The following is a 23,762-nucleotide window of genomic DNA, read 5'->3' on the forward strand; positions in this document are numbered from 1 at the left end:
CAATGTGGGAACTGGTGTTGCGAGGAATTTTTAGTGCCTTGTTTGTAGCCAGTGTATTGCGAATCAGCACTCCACTCATCCTTCCGGCGCTGGGTGGGTTGATCTCGGAACTTAGCGGTGCGACAAATATTGCCCTCGAAGGGATCATGCTGGTGGCAGCTTTCACCGGTGTTGTTGTCTCCGCCTATACCCAGAGCGTCTGGCTGGGGGTTATCGCAGGTATGCTTTCTGGGGTTCTGGTGGCTGGTTTTTTGGCCTATTTTCACCTTTATCTAAAAGCGGATCTTTTTCTGGCGGGGATTGCCCTCAATATTATGGCAACCGGGGGCACAATCTTCTTGCTTTATGTGCTTACTGGCGACAAAGGCAGTTCGTCTACCCTGGCAAGTAAAGCGGTGCCTGTGGTTAATATACCGATTATCAAAGATATTCCGGTTTTGGGCACTATCCTCAGTGGGCACAATATCTTTACCTATCTGGCGTTTATCCTGACCTGGTTAGTCTCGGTTTTCTTATATCGCACACCGCAAGGGGTACATTTACGCGCCGTGGGGGAAAGCCCAGAAGCGGCGGCCTCATTGGGTATAGACGTGCGACGAGTGCGTTTGGGAGCACTGCTTCTAAGCGGTGTCCTGGCTTCTTTAGGGGGCTTGAACCTTTCTATGGCTTACCTGACGTTGTTTCAACGTGAGATGACAGCCGGACGGGGGTTTATTGCCCTGGCAGCTGTTTTTCTGGGTGGCCGCACGCCGTGGGGAACATTGATTGCTGCGGTTCTTTTCGGTTTCTTTGATGCCCTTTCTAATCAACTGGGATCATTGGCGATTCCGTCGCAGTGGGTGCAGATGATCCCATATGCGGCTACCGTTTTGGCGTTGGTAGTTTATTCGTTACGCCAGCGCGCCCAGGCGATTGAACGTGCTCGCCGATTCCAAGAAAAGCATCTCGCAGAAACCCATGCGACAGGAGATTGAGGATGCTAAATAAGATACTGGGTGGGCTATATGGTCAAGCCTTAGGCGATGCATGGGGAATGCCTGCTTTATTGACCCCGGAGGCGACCTGGGAGTACTTTGGTGGCTGGATCGAGGATTTCAAGCCGGCGCCGGAAAGCCATCCGGTGCATGCAGGTTTGCCAGCAGGGCGTGTAACCGATGACACCGAACAGGCGTTTGCGCTGGCGCAGGCCATCCTGACTGAGGGGCGCATGACCGCTGAAGGCGCGGCACGGGCATTAATGGCCTGGTATGAGCGAATCGGAGGAGACCGCTCACCTTATGTGGGCCCTTCTACCCGTCGCGCTATTCAAGCCTTGCGCCGCGGAGAGGATCTTTATCAGGTCGGGCGATTTGGTGATACCAATGGTGCGGCAATGCGGGTATCGCCGGTGGGATTGATCCATCCCGGGGATCCAAAGGGGGCAATTGCCGATGCCTATTTATCCTGCATTCCCACCCATCACACGAATGTCGCCGTTTCAGGGGCTGCGGCGGTAGCGGCTGCGATTGCAGTCGCCATGCGTCCGAACGTTACATTAGAAGAGATTGTAGACGTTGCGAAGGATGCGGCAATCGTGGGCCTCAAGATGGGACATCAATGGATGGGCGCCTCGATTGTGCGCCGGATTGATCTGGCGTTGGAGATTGTGCGCGCAGCGGGCGATGAGCGGCAACGGTTACAGTCCTTGTATGACGTTGTTGGAGCGGGGTTGGCGATCACTGAGGCCGTACCGGCAGCATTTGGGGTATTGGCTTTGTCCGAGGGGGATATTCACCGCACGGCCGTATATGGGGCGGCTCTTTCAGGTGATGCTGATACCGTTACCGCCATTGCGTGCGCCATTGCGGGTGCCTGGCAAGGGATTGAAGCGTTTGATCCTTCATGGTTGGAGCAACTTCGCATGGCTAACCCCGAATTGGACTTTGAGGGCGTGGCAGAGGGTCTGTATCAATTGGTTCGCCATTAGGGCAAGAATGGAGGAATTTATGAGATCCTTGCTGATTGAGGGTTGTGATTTGTTATGGGTTGAGAATGGAGAGGCCCAGTTTTTACAACGGCATGATATTTGGATTGAAGGGGCTTTAATCAAGGCCGTTGGGCCGAGTGGTGCCTTAAACCCTCAAGGGAACCCTGAACGCTTGCCGGCTGAGAAACTATTGGCGATTCCGGGGCTGATCAATACCCATGCGCACGTGCCTATGGTACTTTTCCGTGGGTTGGCTGAAGATGTGACCATCGAATCCTGGTTTAACGACTATATTTTTCCCCTTGAATCTAACCTGACCCCTGAGGACGTATATTGGGGGGCACTGCTAGGACTGGCGGAAATGATCGAGGCTGGCATTACCAGTGTCGCTGACCACTATTTTTTCATGGATGAAGTGGCGCAAGCGGTCAGCGAAGTTGGCTTGCGTGCTAATTTGGTGTGGGCGGTGTTTGGGCATGAAGGAGAAGAAAAGTTGGCTCGAACAGCCCAATTTGTACAACGTTGGCAAGGCGCAGCGGAGGGGCGCATTACCACCTGGTTGGGTCCCCACGCACCCTATACCACGACGCCAGATTTTCTCCGTCTGTGTGTTCGCTATGCCCATGATCTTGGGGTCGGGGTTCACATTCATGTTTCCGAGACGGCGGACCAGGTGTCTTTTTCTTACAAACAATATGGAAAATCCCCCGTAAGGGTTTTACTGGATAGTGGGGTCTTGGATGTACCGACCATTCTAGCTCACTGTTTATATCCTGAGGATGAGGACGTACGGATACTGGCAGATCATCCTGTGGGTATTGCTCATGCCCCAAAGACCTATATGAAACTGGGGATGGGGACAGCACCGGTAACCAAATTTCGAAAGGCCGGAATCCCGGTGGGATTGGCAACTGATGGGGTAGTTAGTAACAACACCTTGGATATCCTGGAACAGATGCGTTTATTGGCGTTGACTCAGAAAGATGCTGCTCATGATTCGACGGTGATGCCGGTAGCCGAGGTATTGGATATTGCTTTTTGTGGCGGCGCTAAAGTCATGCGACATGATCAGAGGCTGGGGGTCTTAAAACCGGGTTATCTGGCTGATATTACCCTTGTGCGCCAGGATGAGATTGCTGGTTTTCCCCGTTATAACCCGGCGGCCAATTTGATTTACAGTGTTTCGGCACGGGATGTGGATACGGTCATATGCAACGGAAATGTTCTGATGCGTAATCGTCAATTGCTTACCCTGGATAAAGAAACCATCCAAGCCGAGGTGCAAAAGCGCCTGGAACGTTTGACTCAGCGTGTACCCGGTCGGCGCATTGCTACCTATCCTGTATGAGGAAACCCGGATGATCATTCAGATTTATGCCTTTACCCGTCTCGAAGATGCCTTGGCAGCAGTGGAGTTGGGAGTTAACCACATTGGGTTTGTGGCTGGTCGTTATGGCATTGTGTATGGAGAACTGGACTTTACAGAAGCGCGTGCTCTGGTTGAAGGTTTACCTACCCATGCGATCAGTGTGGCACTGACGATGGCCACCGAGGTGGATGAAATTTTGCGGATGGCGCAAGAGGTGCGTCCTCATGTTGTCCACATTTCCACCGACCCGCTAGATGTGGACGAGACGGCAATGAAGATCTTGAAGCACCGTCTTCCGGAAGGGGTTCGCCTGATGAAAGCCATCCCGGTAGCAAGTGAAGAGAGCCTGGAATTAGCGCGCCGTTTTTCTCCCTACTGCGATTTCATCCTTTTGGATACCAAGGTGACAGGTTTTCCGGGAGTTGGGGCAACCGGCATAACCCATGATTGGCGGTTGAGCCGCCAGATTGTTGAAACGGTCAATGTGCCGGTTATCCTGGCAGGAGGATTGAGCCCTGAGAACGTTGCTGAGGCCATCCGTCAAGTTCGACCCTATGGGGTGGATTCGAATACCCATACCAATCGTCCTGGTTCTCTGGTGGAAAAGGATTTACAGCGGATCGCGGCGTTCGTGCGAGCGGTGCGTCAAGCCGAGTGGGAGGGTAAAGATTGAGGCGGCCAAAGGTTGCTCTGCTGGGTGATTTAAACATTGATACCGTGTTGACCATCCCGCGTTTCCCTCAACCTGGCTGGGATGGGTTGGCCGAATCAGCAACGGTGCAAATTGGTGGGACGGTGGTTAACACGGCGGTGGTTTTACGCACTTTGGGGGTTGATTGTGTTTTGCTGGGAGGTGTGGGGGACGATGTATGGGCGGATTACCTACGTCAAAAGCTAAAAAACATAGACGTTGATTTAAGCGGTGTTGCCACGATAAAAGATGTAATGACCGGTTTAACCTTTATCACCGTCCCGCCGGATGGCGAACGCACCATGTTTTCCTACCGTGGTGCTAATGTAATGTATTCACCTTACCATCTCGAGTTCTCAATCTTCAATGCAGTAGATTTGCTGCATCTTTCGGGTTACGCCTTGCTTAAACCCCCCCAGCAAGAGGCAGCTTTCGTTGCATTGGCTTGGGCTGAAACACAACATCTGCCTATTTGCCTGGACAGCGGGTTTCAGCCAGTCATGGAAGTCCCCCATATCATTGAGCAGGTCTTGCCACGTACTACGGTGGGCATCTTGGGGCTCCCAGAAGCGATTTGCTTGAGTGGTCAACAACAACCGGAGCGGGTATTGGTGTGGATGTTAGACCTCGGGATGGAGTGGGCAGTGCTCAAAATGGGAGCGGAGGGATGCTGGCTGGCGAATCATTCTGAAGCGCTTCGTTTGCCTGCATTTCCGGCTCGAGTTGTAGATACGACCGGTGCAGGGGACTCCTTTACGGCAGGTATCATCTGTGGTTATCTCCAGCGGTGGGGGTTGGCTTCGACGGCGATCTTGGCTAATGCACTAGGGGCGCTGGCTACTCAGGTGCATGGTGCTGGCTTAGCCTTACCCGGGCGAGCAATATTGCGTTCTTATTTACAAGACCTTGCCAACCGTCCTGATACAACTTCTTGGAAAGAAGAGTTTATAACCCTGATGTCGCGGATAGAAACTATGGATAACTTGCTTACCTCGTTGCAGCTGGAGCGGTAATGACGTATTACGTGGCTTCATTTGGCGATTTGGTTGTCGATATTGTGGCGGGTGTGCCTGCATTCCCGGTCGAAGCGGCTCGGGATCAATTGTTAGATTACATCCACCTAGAGCCAGGTGGCGCAGGGAATTTTTTAATCGCCGGCCAGCGTTTGGGAATGCATATGCGGGCCGGTGGCGCAGTTGGCCAGGATGCATTCGGGGGCATTGTCTTGCGCATTCTAGAAGAGGAAGGGGTGGATGTGTCTTATGTTCAGCATCTACCAGCCGGTACTACTACGACCGTTTTGGTGCTTGTGGATCGTTTGGGGCAGCATGTGTTTTTAGGGCGTAGTGGCGAAGGACCAGAGGTGCTTCCCGGGCCCTGGTTTAGCACCTTTTTAGAAGGTGCTCAGGCGTTACATCTGTGGGGCTATACGTTCATGGAACCCGCGCTGGTAAGGAGTATGCTTCACCTGGCGGAGGAGGCCCATCGTTGCGGCATACCGGTATTTTTCGACCCTGGACCGCAATTGCGCGCTTCTGAACCGCAGATAAAACATCTATTACAGTTGACACGGGTCATTTTACTCACCGAAGCTGAGGTTCCGCTGGTGACAGGGGGGCTTTGGGGATCTGAGGGGATTAAGGCGTTGTTAGCTAGTGGGCCGAGTATAGTGGTACTCAAACAAGGGGTTAAGGGTTGCACGGTTTACACTTGTACCGAAATGATCGTATCGCCTGGCTTCCCGGTGCCTCTCCGCGATACCACCGCGGCTGGCGATTCGTTTGCGGCGGCTTTTGTTTATGGCTATCTCCGAGGTTGGTCGTTAGATAGGGTAGCAGCGTTTGCCAATGCCACCGGTGCCGCTAAGGTGCAGAAAGTTGGCTCGGGGCGGCAGGTACCGACTGCGGATGAAGTGCGTCAGGTCTTGCGTTCCTTTCGCGTGGAGATTGATTTCTAGAATCAGGAGGGTATTTATTCATGTTTAGAAAGGTTGAGGTTGAAACAACTCTTCGAGAAGGGCTTATTAATATCACCGATGCCATTCAGGAGGTGGTGCGTAAAAGTGGGGTTGAAGAAGGTATTTGTGTCCTTTATGTGCCTCATACAACGGCTGCTATTACGCTCAATTCTTGTCTTGATCCGGCAACACTTCAAGATTTGACCGAGGAGATACACCGCTTGGTGCCCACGCGGGTGGACTTTCATCACATCTATGATACGCCGGCGGATGCCGCGGGTCATATAAAAGCCACCTTGGTAGGACATAGCGTCACGCTTATGGTGACACAAGGGAAAATTGCTCTAGGAGGATCCCAAAGCATCTTATTCTTTGAGTTTGACGGCCCACGCCAACGTGAGGTGTGGGTACGCATTTTGCGGGATTCTGAGTCATAAAGGAAAACGGGTATGGCAGAGAAAATTATCATTGACACCGATCCAGGCATTGACGATGCAATGGCTATTTTGTTGGCGTTGCGGTCTCCTGAGCTAGAGGTGATTGGTCTGACCAGTGTTTTCGGTAATGCCACCATTGAAGTGACCACGACCAACGCCTTACGCCTGGTTGAATTAGAGGGAAACGACGCTATCCCTGTAGCGCAAGGGTGTGGTCAGCCACTGGTTTTACCATTGGGTGAGGTGGGCACTTACGTCCACGGTGAAGATGGATTGGGAAACACATTTCTACCATCCCCGAAAGGTAGACCTTTATCTTTACACGCGGCGCAATTTATCATTGAGGCGTTGCGGCGTTTCCCTGGCGAAGTGACTTTGTTGGCACTCGGCCCATTGACTAATCTGGCGCTGGCAGCCAGCCTGGATCCGGAGGCAGTCACCTTGGCGCGGCGGGTGGTGATCATGGGGGGAGCCGTAGAAACGCATGGAAATATCTCACCTGTGGCCGAAGCGAACATTTATAACGATCCTCACGCTGCTGCGATCGTTTTCCGGGCTGGATGGCCGGTGACCATGGTGGGACTGGATGTGACAACCCGGGTGGTGATGACCCCAGACTACTGGAATGAGTTATATCGGGCTGGGAATACGGCAACAGATTTTCTTCGGGCTATAACGCCTTTTTACCAAAGTTTCCATGATCAGTTTTATGGTATGGGTGGGGCTACGCACACCCATGATCCGACAGCAGTGGTTTACCTTTTAGCTCCAGAGTTGTTCGGGACGCAGCATCTACCGGTTTACGTTGAGACTCAGGGACGGTGCATGGGGCAGACCGTGGTGGATTGGTATGGTCAATGGAAGGACTTGCCTCGCATTGATATCTGCTTGACCGTTGATGCGGAAGGTGTGCTTGATCTCATTCGTGAACGGTTGACGAAACCCATTGAGGAATCCGAGGATGAGACGACTGTGGATTGATACCGATACAGCCTCCGATGATGCCGTAGCCATTTTGATGGCCCTGCGTTGGCCCGGGGTGAGCGTTGAGGGAATCAGTATTGTTGCCGGTAACGTGCCGGTGGAGTTAGGGAGCCGTAATGCGCGTTATACGGTCGAACTTTGTGGTTCGGAGACGCCAGTTTATGAAGGCGCCTCTCGACCGCTATTGAGGGAGCCCGTGTGGGCTTATTTCTTTCACGGCTCTGACGGTATGGGGGAGATGAATTATCCTTCTCCAAAACACGAACCCGCTCCCAAGCACGGGGTGTTGGCTATGATCGAGGCCTTCCGCCAATTTCCGGGAGAGATAACATTGGTCACGTTAGGGCCATTGACCAATCTGGCTTTGGCTCTCAGGCTGGCGCCAGATATCATTAACCTTATCTCTCACGTTTATATTATGGGGGGTGCAGCGGCAACTTTGGGAAATATCACCCCTGCGGCAGAATATAACATTTGGGTAGACCCTGAGGCAGCGAAAATTGTTTTCCACTCTGGATTACCTATCACTATGGTGGGATGGGAACTATGCCGAGGTGAGGCCAATCTTAACGAAGAGGACATGGCTGCGTTACGTGCCCTGAGGAATCCCCTGGCGGATTTTGTCCTTGACTGCAATCGCCAAGCCCTGCGGGCTAACCGGGAGTGGTTGCGCGATCCAGGTTTGCCTTTGCCAGATCCGGTGGCAATGGCTGTTGCCTTGGATCCTGAAGTGGTGGAACGGGCTTCGAGGCATTATGTAACGGTTGAGGTAGCCAGTGACCTCACTCGGGGTATGACGGTGGTAGATGAGCGCGGTGTGTTGAACCAACCTCCTAATGTACGGGTGGTTTGGGCGATTAGTGTACCACGGTGGAAAGAGGATTTATTCGACGTGTTGCAGGTGGTATGACGCGAAATTATCGTTATGATTTACTCTGCCTGGGTGGGGCGGCCGTCGATTGGATTCTCCAGGTGCCCCGTTTGCCCGTCCCGGATGAAAAACTGGTTGCAAAATTTGCCGGCCGGGTGGCAGGAGGTTTAGTGGCGAACACGGCATGTGCGGCAGCGCGGTTAGGCTTGCGGGTGGCTTGGAGTGGTGTTCTCGGTAACGACGAGGGGGGACGGATTTTACGCCAAAGTTTTGAGGACTTTGGTGTGGAGGTGGTGGGGGCTGATAGTCCGCTTGACACGGTCAGCGATTTTACGGTAATCCTGCTTGAGCCTTCAGGACGGCGCACCATCTTGATCGTTAGTCCTGGTGAACGGTATCCTTCCCTAACTGAGGCCGGGCTTGAGATTCTAGCCCAGACACGTTTGGCTTACACAGTCCCCTGGACGGCCACATGGTTGAAGGAAGTTGCCCGGGCTTGCCAACAGGTGGGTGTTCCGTTGGTGCTGGATGTAGAGCCTAATAGTGTTAGCGCATTGTTCCGAGCGGAAATCCCTTCCAGCTTGCGCTTGTTTTTCGTTACCCAAAGTACCTTGGACATTCTGGATCACGCCGATGACACCGTTAGGGATTGGATCGAGGCTGGGGTAGAACAGGTAGTGATCACGCGAGGAAGCGAGGGGGCTGTCGTTGTGACCCGCGCGGGGAAATTTGAAACCTTGGCGTTCCGCGTGCCGGTGGTGGATACGACTGGTGCGGGGGATTGCTTCCATGCGGCCTACATGGCGGCGTGGCTGTGGGGATGGTCGCCCAAGCAAGCGGTGCGCTTTGCTAGTGCGGCGGCGGCCATTTCGGTGCAGCACTTGGGCGCACGGGGCGGATTGCCGACCTTCCAAGACGTTATGGCGTTTCTAACGCAAAAGGGGGAGACGTTATGATAGATTTTGTGGCGTTTAACTTGATTTTGGATGATATTGTCTTCCCGGATGGACGGACGGCGATGGCAGAGTTGGGGGGCGGCGGGGCGCAAACTGCCTTGGGGATGCGCTTGTGGTCAGACTCTGTGGGCTTGGTTGCCAGTGTTGGACCCGATTTCCCCGGAATTTGGTGGGAATGGTTGGAAGCGTGGGGAATTGATGTCCAAGGCATTCGACGGGAAAATGAGCCTACTCTGCGGGCATGGCAACTTTTAGAACCTAATGGACGTAGAACGCAAATTTGGCGCGTCTCTCAAGAGGTGCTAGCCACTCACCTGGCGCGCCGGCTGGAGTGGTTGCCGGTTTCATACCGCCAGGCGCGAGGCTATCATCTAGGCGTGCATCCATCGGAGGAAAAGAGCGATTTTATCAGGGATCTAAGCATCTTAGGCGGATTAATCAGCCTGGAGCCGTTCAAGCCTGCCGATCATTTGCCTGATCCAGAGGCATTACAGCGGTTAGTTTCGCTGGCGGACATTTTCTCGCCTAATCTGGAAGAAGCGATTTCTCTTGTTGGTCCAGGCGAACCCTCGGAGTTGGTGGTTCGCCTATTGGATGCCGGGGCGCCGATTGTGGCGTTGCGCATGGGCGCTCAAGGGGCACTGATCGGTCAACAAGGATTGGAATGTCTGATCCATGTGCCACCTGTGCCGGTGGAGGTGGAGGATCCAATTGGTGCGGGTAATGCCTTTTGTGGCGGTTTTTTGGTGGGGTGGGTGGAATTTGGCGACCTGGTTGAAGCCGGATTGCGTGGTGCGGTCTCGGCTTCATTTTTAGTGACCCAAGTGGGTTTACCGCGCCTAGAGGTGGCGACGGCTCTCCAAATGGCTCACGAGCGATTGCAGTCCTTGCGTCCTCAGGTAACAACCTTACCCCTCGGGTAAGCACTACTCATCGTTGTGAGGAGAATTTGTATGAATACCATGTTGGCTCAAATTAAAAGTTTGCCGAAATTGGTAGATGAAATCTATCCTTTTTTGAACGAGACGGTACGCCAGGTCCTGGATCATGAATTGTGTCTTTCGGTTAAACGTCTCTTTCTCGTGGGATGTGGGGATTCTCACCACGTGGCACTCAATACGGAATATGCGTTCGAAGCCCTGGCGGGTGTGCCAACTGAGCCGATGACAGCGATGCAATACGCGCGCTATGGGGCGGGATTTATGCCCTCGACCGGCCCGTTGACTAATCTCCTTATCGGGATCTCGGTCTCCGGGGCGGTTGCGCGTACCGTCGAAGCCCTGAGAATGGGCCGGCAGTGTGGAGCGGTAACCATTGCCCTGACCGCCACTGAGGGCAGCCGCGTGACTCAGGAAGCGGAGCGCACCTTTCTGGCTGCGGCGCCCTCATTTGAGGAACCTCCCGGGACGGCGACCCCGGGCGTGCGGTCGTTCTTTGTCAATCAGCTGGCTTTGTTATTAAGTGCGATTCGGTTGGGGGAGGTCCGCGGGCGGCTCACCCTGAGCGAAGCCGAAACCTGGCGGTCGCGAATCCGGCACCTTAATGAAGCTGTTGCCTGGACGATTGAGCAGTCCGAATCTCGGGCGCGGGAACTGGCCGAGGCTTGGAAAGATGCCAATGAGTTTGTCTTTGTGGGTGCTGGGCCGAACTTTGGCACGGCGCTATTCTCGGCAGCCAAGATCTTAGAAGCCTCGGGTGATTCGGCTCTTGGGCAAGATGCTGAAGAATGGGGGCACCTGCAGTACTTTGCGCGAACTGTAGAAACTCCGACCTTCTTTATCACAGCATGTGGTCGCGATTATTCACGCACGGTGGAAGCGGCTACGGCGGCGAAAGCCATTGGGCGGCGAGTTGCGGCTATCGCGCCAAATAAGGCGACGGAGTTGGTGGGTCTCTCTCGGTACCACCTTCCCATCGCCGAGGTGCCCGAAGTGCTTTCTCCGGTGGTAGCGGCCATTCCTGGCGAGTTGGTGGCTGCGTACCGGTCTGAGGTGATTGGAGAGCCCTTCTTCCGCGGTTTTGGTGGTGGGCGCAGCATCGAGGGCGGTGGTGGGATCAGTCGCATCCGTACCAGCGATACATGGGAGGTCTGGCAACCATGACTGAGCGGCTGTCTTTTGACGCTCATCCGCCGCGGGTAATTGCGGCTCTACATTTACCCCCTCACCCAGCATCACGCCATCCGATGGCGCAATCCATAACGCAGATAGTGGATTTTGCGTTGCGCAATGCTGAGCGTGCTGTCAAGGCAGGGATTCCGGCGCTATATATCCAGGATGTGGCCGATACCCCGGTCGCCCCCCAGGTGCAGCCGCACACGGTTGCCACACTTGCGGTTGTGGGGACGGCTATACGGCGTACTTTCCCTGATCTTATCCTTGGGGTATGCCTGATGAGCCACGGTGCGCGCGAGCCGCTGGCGATTGCGCAAGCCATTGGCGCGCAGTTCGTGCGCCTTAAGGTTTACGTTGGGGCAATGGTCAAGGCGGAGGGAATTCTCCAAGGATGCGCCTATGAGGCTATTCAGTACCGAGCGCAATTGGGGGAAGAGGAGATCGCGATTTTGGCCGATGTGTATGATCGCACTGGCGAACCCCTGGGGCGCTTGCCTCTGGTTGAAGAGGCACGGCAGGCAGCGGTGTTTGGGCGAGCCGATGGGTTGGTGCTAACCGGACTCTCGTTCAATGAGTCTCTAGAAATGTTGGTACAGGTACGAGCAGCGAACTTAGGCGTTCCCTTATACTTGGGGGGTGGGGCAAATGCCACCAACGTTGGTCAAGCATTACAAGTGGCAGATGGGATCATTGTGAGTAGTGCGTTCAAATCACGTCAGGGGTGGACGCGTGAGGCGCTTTTAGACGAATGGGAAACTGAACGCATTCGAGCCTTTATGGAGGCGGTTCAAAATACAGGCTTGAGGAATTAAACGCAAGTTGAGGTATGTTTCTTTCCGTCGGCGTGGTTATCCTCGATGATATCGTTCTCCCTGACGGCCAAACTCGAATGAGCGTCCTCGGGGGTGGGGCCACCCATGCCGCCATGGGGATGCGGTTATGGGAGGATCGGGTTGGGTTGTTGGTGATCTTGGGGGAGAGCTTTCCGCTGGATTTAAAAGCGCAGTTAGCGCAAACTTTCGCCCCTTCGGGGTTGCTTTCACGACCGTATCCCACACTGCGTGCCTGGCAGGTGTTTGAGAGGGATGGTACCCGTCACGAGGTCTTTCGAGTGGATCCGCAATGGGTTCGACGTAGTGTACCTTTACCGGAGGATTGGCCATCAGACTTTTATCAGGTGAATGGCGTTCATCTGCATTGTGCCCCGGAAGACGTGCCGCGCTGGGCGTCTTTTCTGCGGTCACAGGGTGATGTGGTCCTGCTATGGGAGCCCTGGGATCCGTTTTGTGTTCCCCAGAATCGGGAGCAGTTTGCTGCATATTTGGCGTGGGTGGATATTGTTTCGCCTAATTTGGGAGAGGCACGCGCATTAACTGGCAAGTACGAGCCGCGAGAGGTTATGGCGGCTTTATTTGCTTTGGGGGCAAAAATTGTGGCGCTCCGCATGGGTGAACAGGGTAGTTTGGTGGGAAAATTGGGGGGTGAGGTACTTGCTATTCCTGCTATTACTCCAGGGCAGATTGTGGATGTGACGGGAGCAGGCAATGCCTACTGTGGCGGATTTGTGGTTGGGTGGGCGCGTTATCATGATCTCTACCGTGCTGGCTTGATGGGGGCTATTTCTGCGTCTATGGCATTAGAACAGTTTGGCGCCGTTTATGATTGGCGAAGTGCCCGCCCGCGAGCGCACAAACTATTAGAAGAGTATCTAGCCTCGTCATAAATGTAAAGGGCTCAGGGGTGTTTTTGAAATTTACATCCCTGAGCCCGAGTTGGGGTAGCAAAGCCAATTCAGGATGTCGCTTCGTGCAGCGTAATCTTGCGGGTGAAATTTACGCACCCGCGCATGGTGGCAATGGCGGAGCAGTATTTGGTTTCTGAAAGTTCAACGGCACGCTCTACAGCGGCGGGGTCAATGTTGTACCCGGTTACCACATACTCAATCTCAACATCGGTAAAGCGTTTAGGGTGTTCGGGTGCGCGTTGTGCCGTCACTTTGACCTCAAACGCAGTGACGGCCTGCTTTTTCTTCTGCAAAATTGAAATCACGTCCATTGCCGTACAGCCGGCAATCCCAATGGCGACGAGTTCCATCGGGCGTAATCCCGAATCACTTCCACCAACAGCGGGATCGCTGTCCAGGTTAATCGTGAATCCAGAGTTAGCCGTGCCGGTAAAGGCCAGGCCACTCTTCCAGATAACCTTTGCATCTAAGGTCATACTCGAAATCCTCCAAGAAGAAGTCTAGGCTGGTTGGGCGGCCTGTAGAATGGCTTCAAGCAAGTTCTTCTCCGGCACAGCGCCGACAATTTCCTCAAAACCACTCTGATTATTGGATTTTTGTACTTTGATGACCGTATGAGGTACACCGGAGACCCCGTATTGATCCGCAAGTTGCGGAAACTCCAAGGCCTCAACCATCTCGGCTTCAATGAGGTCGCTTTCCATAGCCATCTGGTGCGCCAGGATAACTGCGCGAGGGCAATACGGGCAAGATGGGGTGACAAAAACCTGCATTGAGACGGGGTAACGCAGATTTTTTAGTGCCTGGCGTGTTTCGGGTTTTAGTCCCGAGTCCTGACGCGAGACGTTCAGAATATCGTTAATAAGCGAGGTGAATTCATGCCCGGCGGGAATACCGGCGTAACGAATGCCGTAATCCAAAATCTCGCCTCCTCTCACCCCTAGAATCACAAAACCGGGGGCTTTATCCACGCGATACTTCTGGGCTAATTCTGAGTTGGCATTGAGGTCATAGGTTTCAACAATAATCTTTTCGGGTGCAAGGTCTGCCACCTCGCTCAATAATTGACGGGTATCCTCGCAGTATTCACAATTGGCCGTTTCATCGCCAAAGAAGACGATCTTTACCGGGTGCTTCAATTTTGTAAAGACTTCGTGTAGTTCAGCGCGAATATTCTCATCAAGTAACGTCATTGATTCCTACCTCCATTCATTTATGTTTGAGATTAGTGTTGGATGAATAACCCCAACGGGGTTGTTGTGTTTCGTTATCAGGTACAGCCTCCGCCTTCTACGTAGTGGCAAACCGGGCAAACAAGATTCAGTAAACCGTCATAATCCATAATCCCCTGATGGCAACGCGGGCAAGGTTGGCCAGGTTGTGCGGCTTTGGACGGTGGTGCACTGCTCTCCTCTTGGGTTAGATGAAAAGCAGGCACGGCTTCCGACGATGCTGACTGGTGAGGAGTGGGTTTCTTGGATTTCATCCTTGAATTAGATGCATGGAGATGGAAAAAGTGACAGAATCACTCCTTTTTACTTCAGATATTCGGTTAGATCAAGACGGCGGAAGAGGCGCTCACGAACCTCGGTGGGCATGTCTTCATTTTCCCCCACAGTGCGATAGAGATCAATGGTTTTTTGAAGGGTATTAAGCACAACCCGACAATTGGGACAAGTTCTCAAATGACGTTCGAGGGCTTTACATAACCGAGGGTCTAAACTCCCGTCCATATAGTCTGAAAGTTGCGAGAGAAGGGCGCGACACTTTTTAGGCGGCATCTTGTTCGGACCTCACTTCCACACGTTCGCCATAATACTCAGAGAGAATTTCGCGCAGTTTCAATCGTGCCCGCAAAAGCCTGGTTTTCACGTTGGTCTCGCTCAGTCCCAACGTTTCGGCGGTTTCTTTGATCGAAAGCCCCTCCACATCGCGTAACCAGAATACCAGGCGCAGGTTTTCGGGTAATTGAGCAATTGCCTTATCTAAAAAGCGTTTTGCTTCTTCCGAAAGCAATTCTTCCTCGGGCAGGCGGCACCAATCAATCAAATAAAAGGCTTCGTTTTCCCCGCTCTCATTTTCATCGCCATCATTATCGGTCAGCAGGGTTTCGGGTTTTCGCCGACGCAGTAACATGAGGGCTTCGTTGACAGCAATACGATACAGCCAGGTTGAAAGACTGGAGCGTCCCTCAAATGTGGGTAAAGCAGATAGGGCTTTGATAAAAGTTTCTTGCAAAACATCCTCCGCATCTTGCGGATTCCCCAAGATTTTCAAGGCTAAGCGGTAGATGGGGGTTGAGTAGGCATCTACCAGGCGCGCAAATTCTTTGCGATCGCCGTTGCGCAAAGCCTCTAGAGAAATAGAGAGAGAACCGACTTGTTCACTCATTTAGATGCGGTAGATGGGATTAAGGTTTCATTTATCGAAGACGTGAAAAGGGGCCAGGTGGGTAGGACATCCATGTCCAGTCCATCGCGGTGGCCGCGAAGAAAATGAAAATAGCCTGCGGCCGCGATCATGGCAGCATTGTCGGTGCATAAAAGGGGTGGAGGAAAATGCACCGGAAATTCCCGCTGTTCTAGAAACGCGCGCCGTAACGCCTGGTTGGCTGAGACTCCTCCAGCGACTAGAATCTCGCGTACACGAAAGGTGCGTGCAGCCTGTAAGGTCTTAGTAACGAGTGTATCCACAACTGCAGCCTGAAAACTGGCAGCCAAATTGGCGAGAGGAAGACCACGCCCGCTTTTCTGAAGATCTTGTACGGTACGGAGGACAGCAGTTTTTAGTCCACTAAACGAAAAATCCCAAGTCCCTTCTAAGCGCGCGCGGGGAAAGTGAAACGCTGCTTCATTACCGTTACGGGCTGCTTCCTGAATGGCTGGACCACCAGGGTAGGTCAAACCCAGCAGGCGTCCTACTTTATCGAAGGCCTCACCGGCGGCATCATCGAGGGTTCCTCCCAGGCGTTGGTAAGTCAGGTGATCGGTCATAAGGATGAGTTCAGTATGCCCTCCCGAAACAAGCAAGGCAAGCAAGGGGAACTGAGGGGGATGGTGATCCTTCTGATTTTCGGATACCAACCAGGCAGAATAGATATGCCCTTCTAAATGATTGATGCCGATTAACGGCTTACCAGAAGCCAGAGCCAGACCCTTTGCCATATTTAGGCCCACCACCAACGAGCCGGGGAGGCCCGGCCCGCGCGTGACTGCGATGGCATCAATGTCCTCGAGGCTCAGATGGGCTTGTTCTAGGGCTGCGTTGACTACGGCATAAATGGTGCGGATATGTTGGCGTGAGGCTACTTCGGGGAATACACCGCCATATTGGGCATGTAGATCAATTTGCGAAGCCACAATATTAGACAAAGGAAGTCGCCCTTCCTCCACAACAGCAGCAGCGGTTTCATCACAAGATGTCTCGATGCCTAGAATTCGGGCGTAACGTGGTTCCGGCAGAGCCTTCTCTTTGACCATACCTTTTTTATACCACGATTTTTATGCTCCATGCTGGACTCGTTCAGGGCTGAACCGCGTTTAGAGTAAGTCGAGCAGTGGCAATCGAGATTGGCGAGTTCGGAACACTGGCGGCCAAGGTTATGAAGTTTTGGGCTTCGATGAGGTTTAATGAGGAAAATTTATGCATCCACCGGAAGCCAATGGATTGGTAATACAGCGATGCTTCGATACTAAGGGGATAGGTGGGGGGAGAGTCAAACGAGATCTGGTAGTGCACAATATCACCACCAGCCTGGAAATCCGGATCTTGTAAGGCTTCTCCGTATACTGCAATCTCGCTGGGGAGGGTATTCTTATCTAGTCCTGCCGGAAGGAGACGGTTATCCTTCAAGTAGCGTTGAGCTCGTAGCAGGCTGGTTGTAACTTGACCGTTCGGATCTCCGATAATTGGCTCGTAGATTTGAACCTGATCAGGATGGGTGATGACCTGATAGTGGGGTTCGTACTTGGTTTCATCGTCATCGTTATCATTGCCAAGGATGCTGCCGTCTGGCTGGAACGCACCGGATTCGAAGAGCGCTTTTCCATCCGCGTCGCGAACGATCATGTGAATCCAGGCCCGTCGGGATGGGAAACTGGTGGGAAATTTGTGCCCGGTCAGCACATCAATGCGCACATTAACCTTTAGGCTTTGGTCTTGGGGTTCGGCGGTCAACTGGATATGAGCCGTTTTGGTTTGTAGTTGATCGAGAGTACGGGCAATGGTTTGATCGAACTGTGCCGACTCGGCGGACACAGCAAACTTGTCGGGATGAGTTTTGAGAAGGTTCAGCATCCACTGATTGCCACCGACGAAGTAATGCTGGTGATAAGGGTCACGGATGGGACTACCGGTGTTAGCAACCGGGACGGCTTCGGTGGCTGTGGGCATGTGGCAATCCTGGCACGCTTGGGATTCACGGTATGCCGAATGCACCCACTCGGTATAGGGCGTCTGTTCCGCAAACAGGTCGGTGCTTAGGTTACCATTATCATCCACGTAGGGGGTGAAGAGATTATGGCAAACAGCGCAAAATTCGGATTGGGTCACATGGGCGCTGGTTTGAGGGATAAACCCGGATGCGCTTTGCATTACCGTTGCCATAGCCGGATTAACGTCAAACCGTCCGTAAACCCTGCGTTCCCCCGCGGGGGTGTTGGAGTCTATGTTGAACCCTCCGCTGAAACTTTGCGATGTACCCAGATTAACGTCTTGAATTTGGTGGCAGAGTGAGCACGATACCCCATCCAGTGCTAAGGGGTAAAGAGGGTTATCGGGGTTGAGCAAGCCCTGATCGCCTAAAATCGCAACTTCGCCGTTCGAAAACGCTTTTGTTAATGAAGCCATCCCAATGTGGCAGGTAGCACATTTGGTTTCAATCACTTCTCGATGTTGGGGGTGACGATTTACTTCTTCTGCAACGTGGGCAAGGTAATAGGGATCACGGCCTGCGTTTGCCATGAGCGTGCTACGCCAATCGTCTTGGATGGAGTAAACGGTTCCATTGGCTGATTTAAGCGCGGTGTGACAATAACCGCATTCACCTGCGGTCGAAAAATAGTTCCCACGGAAGCGAATTAATGCCCCAGGGATGCGAGATGAGGTAGTAGGAGTAAGAGTAGGCTGCAATGCGGTCTGAGTACAAGCAGTAAGCCCTACAATGATCATTGCAAGCACTACCCATGCCCACCGGCTGGCTCTGTTTAGGCTCATTCTCCCCTCCTTATCATTTACTTCGTTTGAACACGCCGCTACGGGTAATTTATTGCAGCCTTACCAATACTTTGGCCTGGCTCCACAAGTCTTCCAGGCGGTAATAGTTGCGCCGTTCGGGAGAGAAAAGGTGAACTACCACGTCCCCTAAATCCACAACGACCCACCCAGCGCTAGCATAACCTTCCTGGTGCGGGATCAGGCTGAAGTGTTGTTTGGCGCTCTCACAAACAGCGTCGGCCAGGGCTTCGAGCATTCGCTCGCTTGTCCCGGAGCAGAGGACAAAATAATCGGCAAAATTTGCCAGTTCATGGATATCCAGGAGCAGGATGTTTTCCCCTTTCTTCTCTTCTAATGCGTTGACGATGCGGCGAGCAAGTTCTAGAGCGTTCAGAAGTCACCTCGATATAAAGGGATTGATTAGACCTGCTTAAATTCTAGCATAACCTATTCGAAAACCTGCGGGATGCCAGTTATTTTTCATCTCTTTCAGAAAAGTCGGCGTGAAAGAGCAGGGTATAACGTGCTCCGGTGGGAAACAAATCGGAGCGGAAAAGGGCTACTTGATTGACCTGGAGCAACATATGGAAGGCGGAGGTAGGCGTCTGTAATTGGGTCTCAAGCAAGGCTTGGTCTTGAGGCCCGAAATCGGCTTGTATGCGTCCCAGGGTAACGTGAGGCGTAAACGGGCGATTTTCGGGGGGAACGCCGAGGCGCTGAGTGAGCGCCTCAATATCCCGTTGTAAGTCAAAAAGAGGGGTAGGTGCCTCCACACCAACCCACAAGACGCGGGGATGGCGCAGTCCCGGAAAGACACCTAGGCCACGGAGATGAAGGGTGAACGGAGAGTAGGCCTTCGCTATGATGGGCAAGTGGTGGGTAAGAAATTGAACTGACTCGGTTTTGATGTCTCCCAGGAATTTGAGGGTGAGATGAATATTCTCGGGCGTAACCCAGCGCACCCCTCGTAAACCGGATGAACGGAGGTTTTGAGCCAGTTTTCCCAGTTGGTTTTGAATATCTTTAGGGAACTCAATCGCAATGAAGGCTCGCATTTTGCGTAACGGTCTTGAATTTTCTTGTCAGTCAGTATACCCGGGTAGGATTATCTCGTCAATTGAGAATGGTTCCTCTTATTCTTCTACTTTTGTCTGGACAAGATAAGGTATCGCCTTGACAAAATAATCATTAACAATCTACCCGTTTGAAAAAATTTGTGGTATAAAAAAATTGCCCTGCTGTGTACGTGATGCCGCACGACCGGTTTTGAGCCAACACCTATCACGAGGGTTCCGACTCATCCTTGCGAAACGCGATAGGCTCCGGCCAAGGCGGATCCAAGGTGGAGGGACCCAACTCCTGCGAGAGCAGGTTCAAAACTGCGCAGCACACGGCACGGCGGGGTCTTTTTAATGGGAAGATGAACCTGCAACGGTTTGACAGAAGCCCTCGCCCTTGCTAAACTGAGGTTATCTGACGAGTCTAAATCCTGGCGAGGTGACTGATGAGCCCTTCTTTCCAACTTTATATGCGGACTGGTCCTACGCCTGGTGAGCGGTTTCCGCTTGAAAAAGATGAGATCTGGTTAGGACGTGATCCCTCGAATGATATTGTAATCGCCGATCCCGAAATCTCGCGCCGTCATGCCCGCTTTCTTCGCCGTGGTAATACCTATGTCGTTGAGGATATGGGGTCAACCAATGGCACGTTGGTGAACGGAGAGATGATCACGGCTACTAAACCATTGAATCATGGTGATGTGCTTGAATTTGGGGAGCACACCAGCCTGGTGTTTGAAGTGACTCGGGAAGCGATTGATGAAACTGTGGCGGTCTTTCGCGGCGCAATGACCGAGTCATCCTCTCCTGAGCTGAGGGAGGAAGAGCCTTCTTCGGCGGAATCACCCATTTCAGAAGCGCCTCTACCTGGTTGGGAAGAAATGCCTATTTCCTCTCCTGAGCCCAAACCAGTTCGTCGCCGCTGGCCGGGTTGGATCTGGGTAGTGCTAGCCTTGGCCGGCGTTGTCCTTGTCTGCGGTGTGGTGGCTTTGTTTATTATTGATTATTTCAATCTTTATTGTGACCTTATACCCGGGATAACCAATATCTTTTTCCCGGGAGCCTGTCCATAATAAAATCATCTCACCGCGTTATTGGGAATTGCGGCACAGGTTAATGGTGGAACACCCTGGTTCTAAGACATCACCCCCTTCTTCCCCACGGTGGAGTAGCACCACCAAATTGGTGGTGGCATTAACCTTGGTAGCCCTTCTCGCGGGCCTCTTAATGCGTTTTCGTCAAGTTATCGGCCCGCTCTTGATGGCCTTTCTTATCGCCTATTTGCTTTACCCAGTGGTGCGGTTTCTTAATCGACGTTTACATTTGCCCTGGCGCTTAGCCAGCACGTTATTATTTCTGCTCATTATCCTCCTCTTCGTAGGCTTACTAACCCTGGGGGGCTTGGCGGTTTTTGAGCAAGTTCAAAGCCTGATCAACTTTTTGCAAACACAGGTGCGCACTTTACCCGAAGTGCTTCAGAACTTGGCAGCGCATCCGATTGAAATTGGGCCGTTCCGTTTTGATTTCAGCACGGTAGCCGTCACCGATCTAGCCAATCAGTTGCTAGGAATTGTGCAACCCCTATTAGCCCGGTTGGGAAATCTCGTCGGTGCCTTTGCGGCCGGGGCTGCGACAGCGATTGGGTGGACGTTTTTTGCCCTTCTGGTGGCTTATTTTATCCTGGCTGATGCCGAGAATGCACGTCAACAACTCCTAAACATTCAAATCCCCGGATATGCCGAGGATTTGCAGCGGCTGAGCATTGAGTTGGGTCGGATTTGGAATGCCTTTCTGCGCGGTCAATTGGTGATCTTTACGATTACTGTATTAATCTATATCGTTCTTTTAGGTGTACTGGGGGTGAAGTTTTACTTTGGTTTAGCGCTACTGGCCGGTTTGGCACGTTTTATCCCTTATGTGGGGCCGGCAGTGGCCTGGATTACTTATGGATTGGTTGCTTTTCTACAGGGCTCGACCCTATTTGGTCTGTTACCGATCTCCTATGCGCTGTTGGTGGTCGGTTGGGCCTGGATTACTGACGTCATTATGGATAACCTGGTGGTGCCCCGCTTGATGGGTGAAGCGTTACGTGTCCATCCGGCGGCGGTGATGGTAGCAGCGATTATCTCGGCCAATCTTTTTGGAATTATCGGTGTCGTGTTAGCGGCGCCGGTGTTGGCTTCCCTTAAATTGATTCTTACCTATGCCTTGCGTAAATTATTCGATTTGGATCCATGGGAAGGCCTGGAAATCGTTCCACCTCCACGGCGTCAAACCTGGGGTTTTCTATCGCGCTTGTGGGATTCCATGACCCGAATTTGGGGGCGATGGGTACAAACCTCACGGCGTAAGACGTAAAGATCAGTCCGTATCTTCAAGAGCGGCTTTGATCTCGATTTGCACGTCTGGATCGGGTTCGCGCTGAAGGGCTTCGGAGAGGTGCTTACGGGCTAAGCGGGTCTTGATTCGGCCTAGGGCCCAAGCCGCATGAGCCCGAATGAGAGGTTCAGGTTCATTTTTCAATGTCAGGCTGAGGCGAGGGACACTACCTGGATCAGCTGAATTACCCAACGCAACAGCGATATTGCGCAGGTAACCGCGCCGCCGCGCGCGCATGACCGGGGTGTTGCCATAACGGGCTTTGAAATCCATGGGCGAGAGGGACAACTCATCAATGAGATTGGGAAAGGCAATATCTGGACGCATGGCAAAGGCAGGGCTACCCTCAGATGAGGCGAAGCGTACATTCCAGGGGCAGACCATCTGACAAATATCACATCCAAAGACCCAATTGCCGATCGAGGAACGCAGATCACGTGGTATGGGGCCCTTATTCTCAATGGTAAGATAGGAAATACAACGTCCTGCGTCAAGAGTACGATCCGGAAGGATGCACTGAGTAGGGCAAGCCTCAATGCAGCGGCGGCAGGAACCGCAGTGATCGGTCGCAAAGGGCGGCGTGGGCGGGAGAGAGGCGTTGACAAATGCTTCGCCGAGCAGGAAATAAGAGCCTTTACGCGGGTGAATTAAACAGGTGTTTTTTCCAATCCAGCCTAAACCAGCCTTTTGTGCAAAGTCACGCTCAAGGATTGGGCCGGTATCCGTGTAAATGCGTGCCAGAATCGGTGTGCTCAGCCAAGCCTCAAGTTCCTTCAGCAGTTCCTTAATCAGTTCAGGGATAATATGATGATAGTCTTTTCCCCAGGCGTAAGAGGCGATCCGTCCGAGTGGATAGGGAGAGGGTGGCGGTGGTATTGCCTGGGGATTGGGATAACGCATACCTACCACTAATAAGGCATGGGCTTCAGCCATAATGGCTTCGGGGTGTACGCGCAAGTAGCGGTTGCGCTCGGTAGCCATATAACCCATTTGCGCATAGCGCCCTTGCTTGACCCAAGTTTCATACGTTGTTACATGTGGGGGAGTGGTCGGTTGAGTGATACCCAAAAGTTCAAGGCCGAGCAACTCGGCCTTGAGACGCAGTGCTTCGATCAGGTATTCTGGATTGGGCAGAGAGCCCGCCATGCTGGTATATGACTTAACTGGTTGGGGTTGCAGTGGGCTCTGGTGTGTTTGTGGGCGCGGCGGTGTTTGTTGGTGTTACGGTTGCGGTCGCCCCGGTGACCTTGATCGTGATGTATACGGTGTAGAAGTTCTGCCCGTTTGCGTTTGTCAGTACCCACACGCTGGTGTAATCCCCCGGCGTGGTGGGGGCTTTCATGGTGAGGCTCAAATCCACCGTCTCACCTTTTTTCACTTCCTTAGGGAACTTTATGTCTGAGGCCCCTAGCCGAAGCGCCTGGTTGGCGAGGTAAAAACGCAGTTGATAAGCAGTCGTCCAGGTGGTGTCGCCGATGTTGCGGATGGTCCACGTCATGGTAAATTCCTGGCCGGGCAGTAAAACCGTGCCATCTGCCGGTGATTGACTCACCCATTCCGCGCGGTCGGGAAGGTTGGCGCCGGGGCGGGTAGGGCTGACGACTGGCGTAGCAGTTGCGCCCGCGGGTGGAGGGTTAATGGCCAGCGTGGAAGTTGCCGTAGCCGTCGGGGGTAGGGTGATCGTGGGGGTAGCAGTGGGCATAGCAGCCGCCGTTTGGGTTAACCCTGCCTGTACGGTTTGGGCGACTTCAGTGTAGATTTGAGCCGGATTGGGGGTTGGAGTGCGTGAGGCCGGGTTACAGGCTGAAAGGATCGCCAATGTTAGGCTTAAAAGGCTAAACGCCAAGATTTTTCGCACCGTCATGAGTTTATTCCTCCATAAAAAATTGCACATGCAGGTCAGTGCTCCCAGGATGAGGATGCTGCCCTATTTTGTAACCGGATGCCCGAATTGTCAAGGGCTGGGGGATTGGAGGGGGGATTGATGGAAATTTTGAAGGTTAGTGGGGTGAATTGTCAGCG

General features: G+C 52.9%; 26 protein-coding genes and 1 other RNA gene. 17 read left to right on the top strand and 10 right to left on the bottom strand.

Translation table 11 applies throughout. The features are described from left to right. Nucleotides 1–2 precede the first annotated feature (2 nt). From AC01YT_RS04035 to AC01YT_RS04100, 14 genes are read left to right on the top strand one after another with little or no spacing between them, the layout of a single operon-like run. Nucleotides 3–974 carry an ABC transporter permease gene (locus AC01YT_RS04035; protein WP_476672920.1) on the top strand — a complete coding sequence of 324 codons (972 nt, stop codon included), beginning with the start codon at nucleotides 3–5 and terminating at the stop codon, nucleotides 972–974. 2 nt (nucleotides 975–976) lie between these two features. Beyond that, the gene (locus AC01YT_RS04040) at nucleotides 977–1,966 is read left to right on the top strand and encodes an ADP-ribosylglycohydrolase family protein (protein WP_476672922.1); all 990 of its coding nucleotides are present in this window, start codon (nucleotides 977–979) and stop codon (nucleotides 1,964–1,966) included. A 19-nt stretch (nucleotides 1,967–1,985) separates the two neighbouring features. Continuing rightward, complete coding sequence (locus AC01YT_RS04045; RefSeq protein WP_476672924.1) at nucleotides 1,986–3,314, top strand: amidohydrolase; 1,329 nt, start codon at nucleotides 1,986–1,988, stop codon at nucleotides 3,312–3,314. Nucleotides 3,315–3,324: 10 nt separating this feature from the next. After that, complete coding sequence (locus AC01YT_RS04050; RefSeq protein ID WP_476672926.1) at nucleotides 3,325–4,008, top strand: phosphoribosylanthranilate isomerase; 684 nt, start codon at nucleotides 3,325–3,327, stop codon at nucleotides 4,006–4,008. Beyond that, nucleotides 4,005–5,039 carry a carbohydrate kinase family protein gene (locus AC01YT_RS04055; RefSeq protein ID WP_476672928.1) on the top strand — a complete coding sequence of 345 codons (1,035 nt, stop codon included), beginning with the start codon at nucleotides 4,005–4,007 and terminating at the stop codon, nucleotides 5,037–5,039. The genes AC01YT_RS04050 and AC01YT_RS04055 overlap by 4 nt, the downstream gene beginning before the upstream one ends. Continuing rightward, nucleotides 5,039–5,983 (top strand): carbohydrate kinase family protein, encoded by a 945-nt coding sequence (locus AC01YT_RS04060; RefSeq protein ID WP_476672930.1) that lies wholly within the window; start codon nucleotides 5,039–5,041, stop codon nucleotides 5,981–5,983. Before AC01YT_RS04055 ends, AC01YT_RS04060 begins: the two co-directional genes overlap by 1 nt. Nucleotides 5,984–6,003: 20 nt before the next feature. Further along, nucleotides 6,004–6,420 (top strand): secondary thiamine-phosphate synthase enzyme YjbQ, encoded by a 417-nt coding sequence (locus AC01YT_RS04065; protein WP_476672932.1) that lies wholly within the window; start codon nucleotides 6,004–6,006, stop codon nucleotides 6,418–6,420. A gap of 12 nt (nucleotides 6,421–6,432) precedes the next feature. Further along, on the top strand, nucleotides 6,433–7,401 hold the full coding sequence (locus AC01YT_RS04070; RefSeq protein ID WP_476672935.1) for a nucleoside hydrolase: 969 nt from the start codon (nucleotides 6,433–6,435) through the stop codon (nucleotides 7,399–7,401). Beyond that, nucleotides 7,382–8,314 (top strand): nucleoside hydrolase, encoded by a 933-nt coding sequence (locus AC01YT_RS04075; RefSeq protein WP_476672937.1) that lies wholly within the window; start codon nucleotides 7,382–7,384, stop codon nucleotides 8,312–8,314. The genes AC01YT_RS04070 and AC01YT_RS04075 overlap by 20 nt, the downstream gene beginning before the upstream one ends. After that, complete coding sequence (locus tag AC01YT_RS04080; protein WP_476672938.1) at nucleotides 8,311–9,231, top strand: carbohydrate kinase family protein; 921 nt, start codon at nucleotides 8,311–8,313, stop codon at nucleotides 9,229–9,231. The genes AC01YT_RS04075 and AC01YT_RS04080 overlap by 4 nt, the downstream gene beginning before the upstream one ends. Beyond that, a complete protein-coding gene (locus tag AC01YT_RS04085; protein ID WP_476672940.1) occupies nucleotides 9,228–10,154 on the top strand; it encodes a carbohydrate kinase family protein in 927 nt (308 codons plus the stop codon). The genes AC01YT_RS04080 and AC01YT_RS04085 overlap by 4 nt, the downstream gene beginning before the upstream one ends. Before the next feature lie 30 nt (nucleotides 10,155–10,184). Next, nucleotides 10,185–11,333 (top strand): SIS domain-containing protein, encoded by a 1,149-nt coding sequence (locus AC01YT_RS04090; protein WP_476672942.1) that lies wholly within the window; start codon nucleotides 10,185–10,187, stop codon nucleotides 11,331–11,333. Continuing rightward, complete coding sequence (locus AC01YT_RS04095; RefSeq protein ID WP_476672944.1) at nucleotides 11,330–12,157, top strand: BtpA/SgcQ family protein; 828 nt, start codon at nucleotides 11,330–11,332, stop codon at nucleotides 12,155–12,157. Before AC01YT_RS04090 ends, AC01YT_RS04095 begins: the two co-directional genes overlap by 4 nt. Before the next feature lie 14 nt (nucleotides 12,158–12,171). Next, complete coding sequence (locus tag AC01YT_RS04100) at nucleotides 12,172–13,068, top strand: PfkB family carbohydrate kinase (RefSeq protein ID WP_476672946.1); 897 nt, start codon at nucleotides 12,172–12,174, stop codon at nucleotides 13,066–13,068. Between the two features lie 68 nt (nucleotides 13,069–13,136). Here the strand turns inward: AC01YT_RS04100 and AC01YT_RS04105 are convergent, their stop codons facing one another. The 8 genes from AC01YT_RS04105 to thpR form a co-directional block, all read right to left on the bottom strand. Further along, nucleotides 13,137–13,565 (bottom strand): OsmC family protein, encoded by a 429-nt coding sequence (locus AC01YT_RS04105; RefSeq protein WP_476672948.1) that lies wholly within the window; start codon nucleotides 13,563–13,565, stop codon nucleotides 13,137–13,139. A gap of 24 nt (nucleotides 13,566–13,589) precedes the next feature. Beyond that, nucleotides 13,590–14,282, bottom strand: a complete 693-nt coding sequence (gene pdo, locus AC01YT_RS04110; protein ID WP_476672950.1) for a protein disulfide oxidoreductase — start codon at nucleotides 14,280–14,282, stop codon at nucleotides 13,590–13,592. A 342-nt stretch (nucleotides 14,283–14,624) separates the two neighbouring features. Next, nucleotides 14,625–14,870 (bottom strand): anti-sigma factor family protein, encoded by a 246-nt coding sequence (locus AC01YT_RS04115; protein ID WP_476672952.1) that lies wholly within the window; start codon nucleotides 14,868–14,870, stop codon nucleotides 14,625–14,627. After that, nucleotides 14,860–15,480, bottom strand: coding sequence for an RNA polymerase sigma factor (locus tag AC01YT_RS04120; protein WP_476672954.1), 621 nt, complete (start codon nucleotides 15,478–15,480; stop codon nucleotides 14,860–14,862). Before AC01YT_RS04120 ends, AC01YT_RS04115 begins: the two co-directional genes overlap by 11 nt. Next, the gene (gene tsaD / locus AC01YT_RS04125) at nucleotides 15,477–16,568 is read right to left on the bottom strand and encodes a tRNA (adenosine(37)-N6)-threonylcarbamoyltransferase complex transferase subunit TsaD (protein WP_476672956.1); all 1,092 of its coding nucleotides are present in this window, start codon (nucleotides 16,566–16,568) and stop codon (nucleotides 15,477–15,479) included. Before tsaD ends, AC01YT_RS04120 begins: the two co-directional genes overlap by 4 nt. A 43-nt stretch (nucleotides 16,569–16,611) precedes the next feature. Continuing rightward, nucleotides 16,612–18,303 (bottom strand): hypothetical protein, encoded by a 1,692-nt coding sequence (locus AC01YT_RS04130; RefSeq protein ID WP_476672958.1) that lies wholly within the window; start codon nucleotides 18,301–18,303, stop codon nucleotides 16,612–16,614. Between the two features lie 49 nt (nucleotides 18,304–18,352). Beyond that, nucleotides 18,353–18,697, bottom strand: a complete 345-nt coding sequence (gene rsfS / locus AC01YT_RS04135; RefSeq protein WP_476672970.1) for a ribosome silencing factor — start codon at nucleotides 18,695–18,697, stop codon at nucleotides 18,353–18,355. 79 nt (nucleotides 18,698–18,776) lie between these two features. Then, on the bottom strand, nucleotides 18,777–19,358 hold the full coding sequence (gene thpR, locus AC01YT_RS04140) for an RNA 2',3'-cyclic phosphodiesterase (RefSeq protein ID WP_476672960.1): 582 nt from the start codon (nucleotides 19,356–19,358) through the stop codon (nucleotides 18,777–18,779). A gap of 174 nt (nucleotides 19,359–19,532) precedes the next feature. On the opposite strand from thpR, the gene ssrS reads away from it, so the two are divergent. The 3 genes from ssrS (at nucleotide 19,533) to AC01YT_RS04155 (ending at nucleotide 21,719) form a co-directional block, all read left to right on the top strand. Next, a non-coding RNA gene (gene ssrS / locus AC01YT_RS04145) (6S RNA) lies at nucleotides 19,533–19,712 on the top strand. Between the two features lie 95 nt (nucleotides 19,713–19,807). Further along, on the top strand, nucleotides 19,808–20,434 hold the full coding sequence (locus AC01YT_RS04150) for an FHA domain-containing protein (RefSeq protein WP_476672962.1): 627 nt from the start codon (nucleotides 19,808–19,810) through the stop codon (nucleotides 20,432–20,434). 43 nt (nucleotides 20,435–20,477) lie between these two features. Next, a complete protein-coding gene (locus AC01YT_RS04155) occupies nucleotides 20,478–21,719 on the top strand; it encodes an AI-2E family transporter (RefSeq protein ID WP_424911693.1) in 1,242 nt (413 codons plus the stop codon). Nucleotides 21,720–21,722: 3 nt separating this feature from the next. On the opposite strand, the gene queG is transcribed toward AC01YT_RS04155, so the two are convergent. Both queG and AC01YT_RS04165 read right to left on the bottom strand, forming a co-directional pair. Then, a complete protein-coding gene (gene queG / locus AC01YT_RS04160) occupies nucleotides 21,723–22,886 on the bottom strand; it encodes a tRNA epoxyqueuosine(34) reductase QueG (RefSeq protein ID WP_424911692.1) in 1,164 nt (387 codons plus the stop codon). A 13-nt stretch (nucleotides 22,887–22,899) separates the two neighbouring features. After that, on the bottom strand, nucleotides 22,900–23,604 hold the full coding sequence (locus tag AC01YT_RS04165) for an NBR1-Ig-like domain-containing protein (protein ID WP_476672964.1): 705 nt from the start codon (nucleotides 23,602–23,604) through the stop codon (nucleotides 22,900–22,902). Nucleotides 23,605–23,762 lie beyond the last annotated feature (158 nt).

This window comes from Thermanaerothrix sp., assembly GCF_056331585.1.

Coding starts and splice junctions, on each gene's coding strand:
- AC01YT_RS04090 (WP_476672942.1), top strand. CDS start 10,185: ATGAATACCATGTTGGCTCAAATTAAAAGTTTGCCGAAATTGGTAGAT.
- AC01YT_RS04060 (WP_476672930.1), top strand. CDS start 5,039: ATGACGTATTACGTGGCTTCATTTGGCGATTTGGTTGTCGATATTGTG.
- AC01YT_RS04120 (WP_476672954.1), bottom strand. CDS start 15,480: ATGAGTGAACAAGTCGGTTCTCTCTCTATTTCTCTAGAGGCTTTGCGC.
- tsaD (WP_476672956.1), bottom strand. CDS start 16,568: ATGGTCAAAGAGAAGGCTCTGCCGGAACCACGTTACGCCCGAATTCTA.
- AC01YT_RS04040 (WP_476672922.1), top strand. CDS start 977: ATGCTAAATAAGATACTGGGTGGGCTATATGGTCAAGCCTTAGGCGAT.
- AC01YT_RS04050 (WP_476672926.1), top strand. CDS start 3,325: ATGATCATTCAGATTTATGCCTTTACCCGTCTCGAAGATGCCTTGGCA.
- AC01YT_RS04080 (WP_476672938.1), top strand. CDS start 8,311: ATGACGCGAAATTATCGTTATGATTTACTCTGCCTGGGTGGGGCGGCC.
- AC01YT_RS04070 (WP_476672935.1), top strand. CDS start 6,433: ATGGCAGAGAAAATTATCATTGACACCGATCCAGGCATTGACGATGCA.
- AC01YT_RS04035 (WP_476672920.1), top strand. CDS start 3: ATGTGGGAACTGGTGTTGCGAGGAATTTTTAGTGCCTTGTTTGTAGCC.
- AC01YT_RS04045 (WP_476672924.1), top strand. CDS start 1,986: ATGAGATCCTTGCTGATTGAGGGTTGTGATTTGTTATGGGTTGAGAAT.
- AC01YT_RS04085 (WP_476672940.1), top strand. CDS start 9,228: ATGATAGATTTTGTGGCGTTTAACTTGATTTTGGATGATATTGTCTTC.
- AC01YT_RS04075 (WP_476672937.1), top strand. CDS start 7,382: ATGAGACGACTGTGGATTGATACCGATACAGCCTCCGATGATGCCGTA.
- AC01YT_RS04115 (WP_476672952.1), bottom strand. CDS start 14,870: ATGCCGCCTAAAAAGTGTCGCGCCCTTCTCTCGCAACTTTCAGACTAT.
- thpR (WP_476672960.1), bottom strand. CDS start 19,358: ATGCGAGCCTTCATTGCGATTGAGTTCCCTAAAGATATTCAAAACCAA.
- AC01YT_RS04150 (WP_476672962.1), top strand. CDS start 19,808: ATGAGCCCTTCTTTCCAACTTTATATGCGGACTGGTCCTACGCCTGGT.
- AC01YT_RS04065 (WP_476672932.1), top strand. CDS start 6,004: ATGTTTAGAAAGGTTGAGGTTGAAACAACTCTTCGAGAAGGGCTTATT.
- AC01YT_RS04095 (WP_476672944.1), top strand. CDS start 11,330: ATGACTGAGCGGCTGTCTTTTGACGCTCATCCGCCGCGGGTAATTGCG.
- AC01YT_RS04105 (WP_476672948.1), bottom strand. CDS start 13,565: ATGACCTTAGATGCAAAGGTTATCTGGAAGAGTGGCCTGGCCTTTACC.
- pdo (WP_476672950.1), bottom strand. CDS start 14,282: ATGACGTTACTTGATGAGAATATTCGCGCTGAACTACACGAAGTCTTT.
- queG (WP_424911692.1), bottom strand. CDS start 22,886: ATGGCGGGCTCTCTGCCCAATCCAGAATACCTGATCGAAGCACTGCGT.
- AC01YT_RS04165 (WP_476672964.1), bottom strand. CDS start 23,604: ATGACGGTGCGAAAAATCTTGGCGTTTAGCCTTTTAAGCCTAACATTG.
- AC01YT_RS04100 (WP_476672946.1), top strand. CDS start 12,172: ATGTTTCTTTCCGTCGGCGTGGTTATCCTCGATGATATCGTTCTCCCT.
- AC01YT_RS04155 (WP_424911693.1), top strand. CDS start 20,478: ATGGTGGAACACCCTGGTTCTAAGACATCACCCCCTTCTTCCCCACGG.
- AC01YT_RS04130 (WP_476672958.1), bottom strand. CDS start 18,303: ATGAGCCTAAACAGAGCCAGCCGGTGGGCATGGGTAGTGCTTGCAATG.